We start from the raw sequence: 14095 nt of genomic DNA, 5'->3' as shown, positions 1-14095 counted from the left end.
ACGCTATAGACAAATATTTAACAAAGTCTATAAATAAGATATTATGTTTTATATTAAATTAGTGTCCCCGAGTGCCGTACCTAATAAAAAATTACCTTTTGTAAAAAACGGTAGCAAGGTATCACTTCAATTACTATATTTTTGTCAGGCTATGAAATCACTCAAAGTTCCAGGAGCTATCCTGGTATCGTTCTTATTGTTTGCTAACGCTCAAACCACTAGTGCACAGGATACGTGGAGTCTTCAACGGAGTGTGGATTATGCCTTAGCCAATAATATTCAGATCAAGCAAGCGGATGTACAGAAACGTTTGGCGGAGTTAACGCTGAAGCAGTATCAGATGTCGATGTTACCGAGTTTGTCGGGTACTATTAACGGGCAGGGAAACTTTGGCCGTAGTGTGAACCAGGCGACCTATACATTTGAAAATAATACGTTCTTCAACTCGCAGGCGTATCTTAATGGAGGTATTGATCTGTTCAACTGGTTTTCCAAGCAGAATGCTATTGCGGCTGCCAAGTATGATACTAAATCCCAGAGTTTTTTACAGCAGAAGGCCCGGAATGACCTTTCCTTTAACATAGCTACGGCATTTTTAAAGATCATTCTTAACAAGGAGCAGGTGAATATCACGAAAGTGAGCCTGCAGCAGACGACGGCTAACCTCGACAATACCAAAAAGTTAGTGATGGCCGGTTCTGTACCGGAGAGTAACCAGGCGGATTTGGAAGCGCAGCAGGCGTTGGACAGTTCTAACCTGATTGCTGCTGAGAACGCAGTGGTGATCAGTACTTTAGAGATGAAAGCGTTGTTGAACCTGGGATTTGATGTACCCTATGTACCGGAGATCCCTGCTAATATTGCAGCGCTGCCTTTACCGAGATTGGATGAGGTAGACCCGGAGATGGTATTTAGTGCGGCCATGAGTATTAACCCGCTGATGAAGTCGTACGAAATGCGTATCCATGGTGCGGAGAAAAATGTGGCATCTATGAGGGGGCAGTTGTTCCCGACTTTACGGGCGACTTACGGATTGACAACAAACTATGCCAATAACATTACGCAAACTAATTTTAATAATCCATCAGGACCTTTTGTTACGCCAATTGGTACTGTGAATGTGAATGGTACGGAGTATCCGGTAGTAAGGAGTGATTATAAATATGGTACGCTAAAGACACCTTTCGGAGAGCAGATCAGTAACCAGTTTGGTCAAAGTGTAGGTCTTACCCTGAGTATTCCTATTCTGAATGCATGGCAGGGCCGTACTAATTTAAATAAGGCGAAAGTGAACGCGGTTGATGTGACTTTGGCCAGGGATCTGGATCGTCAGAAATTGCGTCAGGATATATATACTGCTCATGCCAACGCAGTATCATCTATACAGAAGTTCCAGGCATCCAGCAGAAGGGTGGAGGCCGCACAGAAAGCCTATGATTTTGCGACCAAGCGTTTCAACATAGGATTAATGAATACGATCGATTATATTACCACACAAAGTAATCTGTACAAAGCGCAGATCGATAAAGTATCGGCGCAGTATGACTACATATTTAAGATGAAATTGTTGGAGTTTTACAGGGATCAAAAGATCACCCTGTAGGGCTCGTTTACCCTTTATGAAACAAACCATATGAAGAAAAAGACACTTTACAGGATCTTAGGCGGCCTAGTCGGATTGATCTTATTGCTCATCATACTAAAGGCTGCAGGAGTGGTAGGTAAGGATGAAGGATTAAAAGTATCTGTAGACAACGCCAGCAACAAAAACATTATTGAAGTAGTATCTGCCAGCGGAAAGATATATCCGGAGGTGGAGGTTAAGATCAGTTCTGACGTATCTGGTCAGGTAACGGATCTGCCGGTGCAGGAAGGTGATTCTGTAAAGAAAGGTCAGGTGTTAGTAAAGATCTACGCCGATATATATGGTTCCATGAGGGATAAGGCGGTGGCTGCGTTGAGTCAGTCTCAGGCACAGCTGGCCAATGTGAGCGCTTCCCTGAATGCATTCAAGGCGAAACTGGAGCAGGCTAAAGCTGCTTACGATCGTAATAAAGAATTGTTTACACAAAAAGTAGTATCCAGGACAGAGTTTGAAACTGCGGAGGCTAATTACAGGGCTGCGCTGGCGGACTATAACGCTAACGTACAATCGGTGAATAGCAACAGGTTTGCGGTACAGAACTCACAGGCGGGTCTGACAGAGGCCAATAAGAACCTGGAGCGTACTACCATTACTTCTCCGATCGATGGCGTAGTATCCTTACTGCCCTTGAAAAAGGGAGAGCGCGTGGTGGGTACTGCGCAAATGACCGGTACCGAGATCATGCGGGTAGCGGATATGAATGTGATGGAAGTACAGGTGGACGTGGGTGAAAATGATATCCCGAAAGTAAAATACGGAGATACTGCTATCATTGAAGTAGATGCGTATAACAGCCGTAAGTTCAAAGGCATTGTAACGCAGATTGCCAGCTCCAGCAAAGGAGCCGCTACTGCTACTGCTACTACTACTTCTTCTGCGGAGCAGGTAACTAGTTATATTGTTCATATCCGTATACTGGTGGATAGCTACAGAGACCTGCTGGATCCGAATAAACCCCGTTCTTTCCCTTTCCGTCCGGGTATGAGTGCGAGTGTTGATATCCAGACTACGCGTCATAGCAACGTATTGTCTGTACCGATCAATGCGGTGACCACCCGTTCTGGTAAAGCAGATGCCGACGATAAGAAAGAGAAGGGCAAGGAAAAATCCGAGCAGGAGAAAAAAGATGAAGAGGCCGATAAAAAAGCTGCTGCTGATGACAACGCGAAAGAATTGAGTGAGGTAGTGTTTGTATTCAATGCGGCCGACAATACTGTCAAGATGGTAAAAGTGACTACCGGTATACAGGATGAGAGCTTTATTGAAATCACTTCCGGGTTGAAAGCCGGCGACCAGGTGATAAGTGCGCCTTACTCTGCTATTTCCCGTGAATTGCAGAATGGGCGTAAGGTAAAGGTGGTGGCGAAGACGGCATTGTTTGAGAGCACCAAGAAATAATTTATAAATAGCATATTATTTGCCCCGGAGGTGTAAGGACACTCCGGGGCTTTTTTATACCCTAAACGGAGGTGTTGCCTGGAAACTTCTGATACTCCGGGCATGACTTATAAGGAATTTATTTACTTTGCGGAAAATATGAGCTGTGAGTAAAGTAGGAATTATTGGTAGTGGCAGCTGGGCAACAGCGTTGGCAAAGATCCTGACGGATAATGGACAGGAGATCAATTGGTGGATCCGGAATGAGGAGACGATCCGGCATATGCGGCAGCGTCATCATAACAAACATTATCTTACTTCTGTATATTTTGATACCCAGTTGTTACAATTGAGCAGCAGTATCGTTACTACGGTTGAGGAGAGTGATGTATTGGTATTGGCGGTTCCGTCGGCTTTCCTGGTAGATGTATTAGACCAGTTATCGGCTGCCGATCTGCAAGGCAAACGGATCGTTTCTGCTATTAAAGGCTTGGTTCCCAGGGGGAATGTGCTAATTAACGAATACCTGGCGGAAAAATTTGGTGTGTCTGCGGATCAGTATTTTACGATTACCGGGCCTTGTCATGCGGAAGAAGTGGCGAATGAGAAGCTTTCTTATCTGACTTTTTCCGGTACTTCCTATGAGTCTGCGCAGGAGATCGCCGGACTGTTTGGCAATGCCTACTTACAGACGACGGTGAATACTGACGTGATTGGCGTGCAGCAGGCAGCAGTATTAAAGAATATCTATGCGTTGGGTGCAGGTATTGCGCACGGGCTTGAATACGGAGATAATTTCCTGAGTGTATATATTACCAACTGTTTCCGGGAGATGCAGCATTTCCTGGAGTTATTTGAGCAGCAGCGGAGTGTACAAACCGGGCTGGAGGCAGTGGTGCATAATTATAACGCCAGCGCTTACCTTGGAGACCTGTTGGTGACGTGCTACTCGTTGCATAGCCGTAACCGGACGTTTGGTAACATGATAGGGAAGGGGTATAGTGTAAAGGCAGCGCAGCTGGAGTTAAATATGATTGCGGAGGGCTATTATGCCAGCAAATGTATTGCGGAGATGAATGAGCGGGTGGGGGCTCCTATGCCGGTGGCAAGGGCGGTTTATGATATTTTGTGGAAGCACGGACATGCCTCTGAAGTATTTCAATCCCTGGAGAAGGATTTCATATAAGTATCCACTATATAAGTTGTTTTGTATTAATGAAGTAATGACATATCATCCATTCGATATGCGGTAGTAATTCTTTTACCGGTAGTTTATTGCCTTTCAGTGACTTGATCTTATTCTTTTCTGTTAGCAGATAAGTGAGTGTTATCCCATCTACCCCAACGATAAATTTTCTCTCTTTTGGCACTTTGCGCAATGTGACTGTTTTGACTGTACCGTTAACGGTGAAGGAACACGCGAGGTTTTTCATGCGTTGTATTTTGGGGCTATTTAGAAATAGCTGTGGTGCTGGTTCGGTATATCAATGCTGTAAAGCTAAGTTGTGTTAATTAGAAGACTGTGAAGATTTGGTTAATGTATGTAAAAAAAGCTGTTCTGCAGGGCAGAACAGCCGTAACTAAAACAACAGCTATGATAAAAAAGATGAAGATTCGGTAATAGTGTACTAAGTAGTTGACAATTACTATGCCATGGGGGGATGGCAGATGAATAGACGAGTGATCGAGGAAGGTATGGTTTGCGGGTTTTAGTATTGCTATTCATTTGCAAACAAAGTGGGGAATCGGGGTTTGCTGGATTGTAGAAAAAAGTACACAGTTTTTATCGGGCTTGTTCTAACTCCCTGGGATTCTTCGTTGGATTGATATTTGAAACATTAATGTTCCGGAAAAACGATAAAAAAGGGTTAGACTATGAACAAATTCATGCTTTTTGTTACATCATTTCCGCCCCGTCAGTGTGGCATAGCGACGTTTGCAGAAGATCTGGTAAATGCACTGCAGAAATCTTTTTCGTCGGAATTGAGAATCGAGATATGTGCTTTGTCTGAATACGGAAAGCCTGGTAACTCGCTTACTTCATTGGTGACCAGTACGTTAAATCCATTTGATATAGATAGTTGTATTGCCTGGGCACATGATGTAAATGCGAATGAGCAGATAGACCTGGTATGTTTTGAACATGAATTTGGTCTATATGGAGGGGAATACGGCTATAATCTGTTAGCTATGTTGTCTCTCTTAAATAAGCCGTTCTTAGTGCGATTTCATACGGTGTTGCCGTATCCGGATCCGAAGTGCCAGAAGGTAGTGAGTCTTATCAGTGCCCTGGCATCTAAAGTGATGGTGATGACCAGGACTTCTGCTAATATATTGGTGGATGTGTACAAGGTGCCGGAGAATAAGATCATACACATTCCTCACGGGACCCATGCACATGTTATAGATGACAGACAGCAGCTGAAAGAGCAGTATGGACTGGACGGGAGGTTGGTGTTGTCTACGTTTGGGTTAATCAGTGAGAATAAGGGCCTGGAAACCGGGATACGTGCGATGGCAGATATTGCCAAGCAATTTCCTAATGCTTTATACCTGATACTGGGTAAGACGCACCCGACTATCCTGGCAAGGGAAGGAGAGGCTTATCGTAACCGGCTGGAAGCCTTGGTAGCCGAATTGGGGCTGCAGCGGCATGTACGGTTTGTCAATAGCTATCTTTCCCTGGAGACGTTGCTGGACTACTTATCTGTCACGGATCTTTATTTGTTTACTTCTATAGATCCTCACCAGGCTGTTAGTGGAACATTTGTTTATGCGATGAGTGCGGGTTGTCCTATTATAGCTACCGGTTTTACCCAAGCGAAGGAGATGCTGGATGACACCTGCGGTCGTATTATCGGATTTAACGACCATGCGCAGCTGGCCGCGAATGCGGTGGCATTGCTGGGCAATCCTTTGTTAAGGGAGGAGATGAGCCGTAATGCGATTGAAAAGACGCGTAGTTCATTGTGGGATAACGTAGCGATTTCGCACATGTCTCTAATCAGCGATATCCTGGATAATGCAGCAGCGCCGATGCCGAGTCTGCCGCCAGCTTATCTGGATCATGTGGACAGGTTGACGGACGAATTCGGTATGATACAGTTTTGTAAACATGACGTTCCAGACCCGGCATCCGGTTATACGCTGGACGACAATTCCCGCGCGTTGATTGCTATCTGTATGTATGCGGAGACCATCAGCGCTAATAGTTACACGTTGGCGTTAGCACGTAAGTATCTCAATTTCATAGAGTATTGTCAGCAACCAGATGGGCGATTCCTTAATTACGTGAATATAGATGGTAGTTTTGGAGAGATGAATGAGACGTGTAACCTGGATGATGCGAATGGACGGGCGATGTGGGCATTGGGTTACGTATTGCGGTTGCACAAGATCCTTCCGAAGGCGTTAATACAGCAGGCCTACGCGATATTGCAACCCTGCCGGGAGTGGATTGGTATGATACGTTCTCCTCGCGCGATGGCTTTTATTATCAAGGGCTTATACTATTATCTGCAGTATAGAAACAGTCAGCAGGCCAGGGATGTCCTGGATGAATTGGCCGCGACGCTGCTATCGGCTTACCGGAAGGAGCAGGACAGCAACTGGAAATGGTATGAATCTTATCTGACCTATGGTAACGCCGTGTTGCCGGAGGCAATGATGATGGCTTATATGACGACCAAGCGGGATGTATACCGGCAGACGGCGCTGGAAAGTTTTGATTTCCTGTGTAATAAGACCTTCACGGATCAGTATATGAAGGTGATCAATAACCGGAGCTGGCATCATAAAGATCAGGCGCAGTCGGTGGTAGCAGAAGACGGTGGAGAGCAGTCGATAGAGGTGGCATATACCATGATGACATTGCACACTTTTTATGAGGCCACTGGTAATAATACTTTCCTGGAGCGGATGCGGGTAGCTTTCAGCTGGTATTTAGGGAACAACCATTTGAAACAGTTGATCTACAATCCTATTACTTTTGGCTGTTATGACGGTCTGGAGAAGCATAATGTGAACCAAAATCAGGGAGCAGAATCGAGTGTCTGTTATCTTATGGCCAGATTATTGATGGAACAATGGAGCAAATACAAGCCTATTCCGACCGTAGCCAAAGGTTTGGAGCCAGCTGTAAGAGCCAGTATTAATTAATTAGTAATGAAAGGACCGTTTATATTGATTATTGACGATGAACCTGACATATGTAGACTGTTGCAATTGAGTCTTGTAAGGCATGGGTATAATGTAAAGTATGTACATGCTTTGAAAGAAGGGTTGCAATACCTCCAACATCATCAGCAACCGGACCTACTTTTTCTGGATATTCATTTGCCTGACGGCTCTGGTCTGGAGGCATTGCCTATTATTAAAAAAAGTTGTCCGGCGTTACCTGTTATTACGATCAGTGCATATGATAATGGATTGGAGAAGCAGAAAGCATTGCGTGCAGGCGCTACTCATTTTTTGGCTAAGCCTTTCAGTGTCAAGAATTTAGATGAACTAATGATTGCGATGAAAAGTGCATAGCCAGGAATTTTCGTAATTTTATTCAAAACAATACCGTGTGTATTTGTTATAAGTTAATACACAGGAATAATAACGTTTAAAGGGTAGACAGTAGCTGCACCATAACACGTAAACTATTATGAGGAATATATTAATCATAGATGATGAGATCAACATTTGTACGCTCTTAAGCAAGTTCTTGGGAAAGCATGGTTTTAAGGTAGATGCTACCATGTCTGGTAGTGCTGCCCTTAAGATGATGAAGGAGAAACCTTATGAGCTAGTACTGTGTGATTATCGCCTTAAAGATACGGACGGTGCGCAGCTGTTGCAGGATATCCGGCAGATAGATCCTCGTACGATCGTCATTATTATTACCGGATATACTGATGTTCGTATTGCCGTGGAAATGGTAAAGAATGGGGCATATGACTACTTGTCCAAGCCATTGTATCCGGATGAGATATTGAACCTGGTGCATAAGGCATTTGCGCATATGGATGAAGAGCGTGAGCGGGAAGCTACGCGACCGATGTCAATGCCTGTGAGTAGTAACGGTAGTGCTTCGGATGCTAAGCCTGCAAGAAGTGATATGCCTGAGGGTAAGAAATATGTATATGGGGAAAGTGAGGGTGCGAAGGAACTGATCCGGCAAATAAAATTGGTTGCTCCGACGGATTATAGTGTGATCATCTTTGGAGAAACGGGTACGGGTAAGGAATCTGTTGCACATTTGATCCATCATCATAGTAAGCGTCATGCACAGCCTTTTGTGGCATTGGATTGCGGTAGCTTGTCGAAAGAATTGGCTGCCAGTGAATTGTTTGGACACGAAAAGGGAGCATTTACGGGTGCGATCAATACAAAGATTGGGGCTTTTGAGCAAGCGCAGGGTGGCACATTGTTCCTCGATGAGGTAGCGAATCTTTCTTACGATATACAAGTCGCATTGCTGCGTGTGATACAGGAAAAGGTGATACGCAGGGTAGGTAGTCTGAAAGAGATACCGGTAGATGTGCGTATTATTGTGGCTTCGAATGAAAAGCTTTCCGAATCGGTGCAACGCGGTCGTTTCAGGGAAGACCTTTTCCATCGTTTCAATGAGTTTACCATTTACATTCCGCCATTACGCGAACGTATACAGGATCTACCGCTGTTTGTAGAAGCATTTGTAAATCAGGTAGAGAAAGAGTTGCAGAAGAATTGTGGTAAGGTATCTAAAGAGGTATGGGATTGTTTCCGTAGGTATTCCTGGCCGGGCAATATCCGTGAGTTGAAAAATGTGATCAGAAGGGCATGTCTGCTGACACCGGAGCATGAAGATATTACCATGTCGACATTGCCATTGGAAATGAAGGAGACGGCAAGTAATTCATTTGATGACGAGCCGGCGGCCGGAGAACTGGCTGCTCTTGTGAATGACAATGATCTCAAAACAGTGGCTTTACAGGCAGAGTATAATAAGATCATCAATGTACTGAAGGAAGTGAAGTATAACAAAACTAAAGCAGCACAGTTGCTGAACATAGACCGTAAGACATTATATAACAAACTGCGGTTACTCAATATCAACTATTGATAACTACTATAATATTTTCAATGATCTTTTAAGCGCCATCCATCAGGATGGCGCTTTTTTTATTCGGTGGTATAGGTTTTGCAAATGTTTTTATAGAAATAATCCGCATTATGAGTACTAAAAGGAAACCTCTTCCAGCTGCTGGTAGTAAGTCTACCTCTATTAACTTCTTTGAAAAATTTTCTTCTCAGGTGATCTGTGCGACAGGGAGTGCCTGGGCATTTTTTATTGCATTAGGAATTATTGTTGTTTGGGCTGTTTCGGGGCCTATTTTCGGGTACTCGGATACCTGGCAATTGGTGATTAATACCGGTACTACTATTATTACATTTCTAATGGTATTCGTTATACAGAAATCACAGAATAAAGAATCGAAATCGGTACAGCTCAAGTTGAATGAATTGATTGCTGCATCTCAGGAGGCAAGTAACCGGCTGATAGATGTAGAAGATCTTTCAGAAGAGGAGTTGGATGTATTACATAAGTATTATAAGATACTTGCGGATAATACGCGTAAGAAGGTGAAAATGCGGGAGACGCATTCTGTTGAAGAAGCGATCAAGGATAGTGATGAGAAACTAAAACACTAATGGTCATTTGCAGCTCAGGAGCCCTGAGCTGCAAATGATGGATTATACTACTCACTAAGGGGTAATGTAATAGTGAAAGTCGTGCCGCTGCCGGCCTCACTTTCCACATGTATAGTGCCTTTATGGCTGACAATGATATTGTGTGTGCTGGTAAGACCCAGGCCTGATCCTTTGGGTTTGCTGGTAAAGAATGGATCGAATAGTTTGTTTTTGTTTTCCTCCGGTATTCCTGCTCCGTTGTCTGTAATCTCTACTTTGGCTTTGTTCTGATTCATGGAAGTATTGATGGTCAGTATGCCTTCTCCCGGTGACATTGCCTCAATGGCGTTGATGACAATATTCAGGAGTGCGATCAATACTTTTTCCTCATCGGCGGGTATCCGGATATCCGGTGTTGTATAGTTTTTTATCAGCTTTATCTCATTCAGTTGGATCCGGTCGTTGGCCAGCAGTAGCGTTTTGTCTACCAGTTCGTTGATACCTTTGTGTTCGATGTTGAGTTCTACCATGCGGGTGGAATGCAACATTTCTGTGATCAACTGATTGATGCGAGTGCAGTTGCGTTCGATGATGTCTACGTATAGCTGGCTATCTTCGAAGCTGGGAGGGTCTGTTTTGAACTGGCTGACGGCGAGCAATATGTTAGTAAGCGGGTTACGTACTTCGTGTGCGATGACGCGGGCAATACGGCCGGTGATAACAAACTTTTGCTGTTGTTGTTTTTCCTGTTCTTCCTTCTTTTTCTCTGTTATGTCCTGGACTACACAAAGGAATATCTGGGCTTCTTCGTCGAGTTTTACGGCATTGATGATGCCATTTAGTTTTATGCCTTCTTTATTTTTCAGGTCGAATTCTTCCTGGACGATACCTCCTTCTTCGCAGATGCCGTCGATGAACCGGGTGCTTTGTTCTTCGGTGAAGAAAAGGTTTCTCAGGTTTAGCTGGAGGATTTCGTCTTTTGAATATTTAAGGATGCGTAGCGCCGCCGGGTTGGCGTCGATGATATTCTTATCGCAATCGGCCATGAATATCAGGTCGTGTGATTTTTCGAATACACCATAGTATTTTCTTTCGCTTTCTTCGATGATGCGCAGGTGATTGGATTCGTCCAGGGCGTACCTAATGGAGCGTTCGAGCTGATCGGCATTGATCTCCCCTTTCACCAGGTAGTCGGAAGCACCTGCAAGCATTGCTTCTTTATCGATTGCATAGTCTCCTTTACCGGTGAGCATGATCACCGGGGCTTTGAATTGCAGTTGTTGGAAATGGTGGAGAATATCTATTCCGGTGTATGGGCCGAGCCGATAGTCGACCAGGTAGATGCCATGTCGTTTTTTATTGATCTCTTCCAGGCCGGATGCATAGGTAGGAGCCCAGTCCATTTTGTATTGTCCTGGTGAAATATCTTCCAGTAGCGAGCTAACCAGGAAAAAATCATCTTCATCGTCATCGATCATTAAGATCTGAACTGGATTTTCTTTCATGTAGTAGTGTATAATAAATGGGCATTTACCGCAAATTTGCAGCCAGCCCTTTTATCAGCAAGAAAGATGCTAATTTTATATGGGTAGATGTTCTCTACTTGAAAGCTGCTTTAATGGCAGAATAATGACAAAAGTGGCGCCTTTGTCGGGGTATCCGTACGCCATGATGTAGCCATGATGGCTTTCTACTATTTTCTTACAGATGGCCAGGCCGATGCCTGTACCGGAGTATTCACTAACGCCGTGCAGGCGTTGGAAAAGGAGGAATATGCGTTCTGCATAGGTCTGGTCAAAACCTATACCGTTGTCTTCCAGGCAAATACGGCAGAAGTCGTCATTTGCCAGGTTTTCTTTGATGATGCTGATATCTTTACCTTTTATCAGCTGATAGGTGATAGTAATCTCCAGGGGTCTTTCCGGATGTGCAAATTTAATTGCGTTGGTAAGGATATTCATCAGCAGCTGCTGGAAGGAGGTGGCGCTGCCTTCTATAGTGGGTAGTGACGATGGGTAGTTGATCGTAACATGATGTTCCTGCAAGCTGATCTCAATATCGCTTATTACATCCTGGAGCAAAGCATCCATGTCAACGGGAGAGATGCTTTCCATTGTGATACGTCCGGCACGGGAGAACACGAGGAGGTCGTTGATCAGGACGCGCATGCGTGCTACTGCGGCGACCATGCGATCTAACATCTGTTGTGCATCCGGTGGCAGGTCGTTTTTATATTTCAGTTGCAACCGGTCGCTGAAGGTGGATATCTTACGTAAGGGTTCCTGCAGGTCGTGAGAGGCGACGTAGGCGAACTGTTCCAATTCCTGATTGGTCTTATTTAGCAATGCAATGTTTTGCTGCAAATCACGCTGGAATGATTTTAATCTTTTTTCGATATGAAGTTGTAGCTGAAATTCTTTTGTAAGCGTGACATAAGAGTAGATACCGATCAGTATTGCCAGTATGGAAGAGGCGAATATAATGGGTACCCATAATACGTTGAAGAAGTTGAAGAGTTCTGCGTTTTCGTGTAGTTGTGCTTCTTCGATATGGATCATGTCCTGCACTTTCTTGTCCAGCAGGTCCATGCTACGTTCTCCTTCATTAACGGATATACGGGCGCCTAAGAGGCTATCTTTTTGTTCGCCCATCATCAGTTGCTGGTATTTCACGGTGAGCAGCCGGTTTAGGGTATCGAGGTGTTGTTGTTGCTGTGGATTATCAGCGGTAACTTTTCGTAGCAGCAGATATTCCTGCTCGATCTTTTTACTCCTTTCTTCCATGCTGGGTTTGAGAAAGGACGAATCTTTTGTGAGGTTATATCCCCGTATAGCGGCCTCTGCGTCTTTTAGCTGTTTCGTGATCACTTCCAGCCGCTTCGAAACTTCAATGGTGTGGTTTAAACGTTTCGCATTGTCAAGGAGGTACTTTGTGACAAGATAAGAGAATATCGATGCCGTTATAACTACGGTGAAAGCAATGAAAAAGCCTAGTCTGATCTTCTTTTGTACAGGTATGTGCATGAAATCTAAATCCGGTATTTCTGTAAGTCTGGTTAAAATTAAAGTCTATTTCCACAATAACGCAGCAGTCTGATCCTGTCGTATACTGCTGCAACATCTATATTTCTGACAGGAAAATAATAGTTGAATTTACATCATCTGCGGGAGATTTCGTGCAATAGTGTCATGGCGACAAATGTATGATCTGTTGTAAGCCTTTCAGGGAAAGAATTTCTACAGAGTGAAAACGCTTTTCTACACGGTATGTTTGTGTTTCGGGTTGTTCCTAAGAGGGAGATGTTATTGGAATGAACTTTGATTTTTAAATAATATAGTTATCAATTACTAATCAAGATAGAATCAACGAACAAGGCTGCTTATACAGACTAGTATAGCAAGTACAGATTAATAACAAGTTCAGGATGAGGATAAATAAATTGTTCGTATTTCCTAACATCAAAAATCTGGAGTTATGAAGAATCAGGAAAAACCAGGACCGCAGGTCCCTCCGTTGGAACAGCCCAACAGATCAGAGCCTAAAAGGGAAGAACCAGGCACCCATCCTGGCAGAGAGCAACCTCAAACTCCGCCTCCTCCTAATCCTGCTACCCCTCCGCCAACACCCAATGAAGTGCCAGACAGGGATATTAAAAGAGAAACACCTCCTCAGCCGCAGGCCACACAAGAGCAGCCGCTGGCAGAACGGATATGGGAGCAAGACAAAGAAGACGTTGAGGAGCGCTCTCCTTCACTATATCCTGACAAAGTAGAATAATCATTACAAAATAAAAATTTAATCATATGGCAAGCACAACTCGTAAAACCACATCTAAGACAACCAGTAACAATCGTAACACCCGTTCTACCGCAAAGAAGAGCGGCAGCATGGCCAACTCTAAATTCCATAAACTCTTTCTTGACGAGCTGAAGGATATTTATTGGGCCGAGAAGAACCTGGTAAAGGCATTACCTAAAATGCAAAAGGGAGCGACTTCAGAAGAGCTTGCCAGTGCTATTGCTGACCACGTTGAGCAAACCAAGGAACATGTGAGCCGTCTGGAGCAAGTGTTTGAAATGCTGGAAGAAAGAGCTGTCGCAAAAAAGTGCGAGGCTATGGAAGGTTTGATAGAAGAAGGGAAACAGGTATTAGAGGATACGGATGAAGATAGTATGGTAAGAGATGCCGGTATCATCATTGCCTCCCAGAAAATAGAGCATTACGAGATTGCAGCATATGGCAGTCTTTACACATTGGCTTCGAAGATGGGACATGATGAAGTGGCGCAACTGCTAGAGCAAACGCTCGCAGAGGAGAAGGAAACGGACAGCTTGTTGACCAATATTGCTGAATCGACAGTGAACGATGAGGCCCTTGCGGAATAAAAATATTTAACGAAGCTGTATTTGTTGG

General features: G+C 44.1%; 12 protein-coding genes. 9 read left to right on the top strand and 3 right to left on the bottom strand.

Annotated elements, in window-relative coordinates:
* Positions 1–151 precede the first annotated feature (151 nt).
* The 3 genes from KTO58_RS22690 (at position 152) to KTO58_RS22680 (ending at position 4208) form a co-directional block, all read left to right on the top strand.
* The gene (locus KTO58_RS22690) at positions 152–1603 is read left to right on the top strand and encodes a TolC family protein (protein ID WP_198315148.1); all 1452 of its coding nucleotides are present in this window, start codon (positions 152–154) and stop codon (positions 1601–1603) included.
* A 30-nt stretch (positions 1604–1633) separates the two neighbouring features.
* Positions 1634–3043: an efflux RND transporter periplasmic adaptor subunit gene (locus tag KTO58_RS22685; protein ID WP_095837206.1), complete on the top strand. Its 1410-nt coding sequence runs from the start codon at positions 1634–1636 to the stop codon at positions 3041–3043.
* A 145-nt stretch (positions 3044–3188) separates the two neighbouring features.
* Positions 3189–4208: an NAD(P)H-dependent glycerol-3-phosphate dehydrogenase gene (locus KTO58_RS22680; RefSeq protein ID WP_198315149.1), complete on the top strand. Its 1020-nt coding sequence runs from the start codon at positions 3189–3191 to the stop codon at positions 4206–4208.
* A 7-nt stretch (positions 4209–4215) separates the two neighbouring features.
* On the opposite strand, the gene KTO58_RS22675 is transcribed toward KTO58_RS22680, so the two are convergent.
* Positions 4216–4455: a hypothetical protein gene (locus tag KTO58_RS22675; protein WP_095837207.1), complete on the bottom strand. Its 240-nt coding sequence runs from the start codon at positions 4453–4455 to the stop codon at positions 4216–4218.
* Positions 4456–4897: 442 nt separating this feature from the next.
* Here KTO58_RS22675 and KTO58_RS22670 point away from each other — a divergent pair, with 442 nt between their 5' ends.
* The 4 genes from KTO58_RS22670 (at position 4898) to KTO58_RS22655 (ending at position 9703) form a co-directional block, all read left to right on the top strand.
* Positions 4898–7180, top strand: coding sequence for a glycosyltransferase (locus KTO58_RS22670; RefSeq protein ID WP_095837208.1), 2283 nt, complete (start codon positions 4898–4900; stop codon positions 7178–7180).
* 6 nt (positions 7181–7186) lie between these two features.
* Positions 7187–7555, top strand: a complete 369-nt coding sequence (locus tag KTO58_RS22665) for a response regulator transcription factor (protein ID WP_095837209.1) — start codon at positions 7187–7189, stop codon at positions 7553–7555.
* A gap of 118 nt (positions 7556–7673) precedes the next feature.
* Positions 7674–9113, top strand: coding sequence for a sigma-54-dependent transcriptional regulator (locus tag KTO58_RS22660; RefSeq protein WP_095837210.1), 1440 nt, complete (start codon positions 7674–7676; stop codon positions 9111–9113).
* Positions 9114–9223: 110 nt separating this feature from the next.
* The gene (locus KTO58_RS22655) at positions 9224–9703 is read left to right on the top strand and encodes a low affinity iron permease family protein (protein WP_095841439.1); all 480 of its coding nucleotides are present in this window, start codon (positions 9224–9226) and stop codon (positions 9701–9703) included.
* 47 nt (positions 9704–9750) lie between these two features.
* Here the strand turns inward: KTO58_RS22655 and KTO58_RS22650 are convergent, their stop codons facing one another.
* On the bottom strand, positions 9751–11187 hold the full coding sequence (locus KTO58_RS22650) for a hybrid sensor histidine kinase/response regulator (protein ID WP_095837211.1): 1437 nt from the start codon (positions 11185–11187) through the stop codon (positions 9751–9753).
* 75 nt (positions 11188–11262) lie between these two features.
* On the bottom strand, positions 11263–12705 hold the full coding sequence (locus KTO58_RS22645) for a sensor histidine kinase (RefSeq protein WP_095837212.1): 1443 nt from the start codon (positions 12703–12705) through the stop codon (positions 11263–11265).
* A gap of 451 nt (positions 12706–13156) precedes the next feature.
* Here KTO58_RS22645 and KTO58_RS22640 point away from each other — a divergent pair, with 451 nt between their 5' ends.
* Both KTO58_RS22640 and KTO58_RS22635 read left to right on the top strand, forming a co-directional pair.
* Positions 13157–13459 carry a hypothetical protein gene (locus KTO58_RS22640; RefSeq protein ID WP_095837213.1) on the top strand — a complete coding sequence of 101 codons (303 nt, stop codon included), beginning with the start codon at positions 13157–13159 and terminating at the stop codon, positions 13457–13459.
* Between the two features lie 26 nt (positions 13460–13485).
* Positions 13486–14067, top strand: a complete 582-nt coding sequence (locus KTO58_RS22635) for a YciE/YciF ferroxidase family protein (protein WP_095837214.1) — start codon at positions 13486–13488, stop codon at positions 14065–14067.
* The last annotated feature ends 28 nt before the right edge of the window (positions 14068–14095 follow it).

It is taken from the genome of Chitinophaga pendula, assembly GCF_020386615.1.
Lineage (GTDB): Bacteria > Bacteroidota > Bacteroidia > Chitinophagales > Chitinophagaceae > Chitinophaga > Chitinophaga pendula.
Note: the sequence above shows the minus strand (reverse complement) of the source record. Positions and strands in the feature narration are given on the sequence as shown.

Bases quoted from the DNA above. Each gene is read 5' to 3' on its own strand.
- KTO58_RS22655 (WP_095841439.1), top strand. From the start codon at position 9,224: ATGAGTACTAAAAGGAAACCTCTTCCAGCTGCTGGTAGTAAGTCTACC.
- KTO58_RS22635 (WP_095837214.1), top strand. From the start codon at position 13,486: ATGGCAAGCACAACTCGTAAAACCACATCTAAGACAACCAGTAACAAT.
- KTO58_RS22650 (WP_095837211.1), bottom strand. From the start codon at position 11,187: ATGAAAGAAAATCCAGTTCAGATCTTAATGATCGATGACGATGAAGAT.
- KTO58_RS22685 (WP_095837206.1), top strand. From the start codon at position 1,634: ATGAAGAAAAAGACACTTTACAGGATCTTAGGCGGCCTAGTCGGATTG.
- KTO58_RS22640 (WP_095837213.1), top strand. From the start codon at position 13,157: ATGAAGAATCAGGAAAAACCAGGACCGCAGGTCCCTCCGTTGGAACAG.
- KTO58_RS22660 (WP_095837210.1), top strand. From the start codon at position 7,674: ATGAGGAATATATTAATCATAGATGATGAGATCAACATTTGTACGCTC.
- KTO58_RS22645 (WP_095837212.1), bottom strand. From the start codon at position 12,705: ATGCACATACCTGTACAAAAGAAGATCAGACTAGGCTTTTTCATTGCT.
- KTO58_RS22690 (WP_198315148.1), top strand. From the start codon at position 152: ATGAAATCACTCAAAGTTCCAGGAGCTATCCTGGTATCGTTCTTATTG.
- KTO58_RS22670 (WP_095837208.1), top strand. From the start codon at position 4,898: ATGAACAAATTCATGCTTTTTGTTACATCATTTCCGCCCCGTCAGTGT.
- KTO58_RS22675 (WP_095837207.1), bottom strand. From the start codon at position 4,455: ATGAAAAACCTCGCGTGTTCCTTCACCGTTAACGGTACAGTCAAAACA.
- KTO58_RS22665 (WP_095837209.1), top strand. From the start codon at position 7,187: ATGAAAGGACCGTTTATATTGATTATTGACGATGAACCTGACATATGT.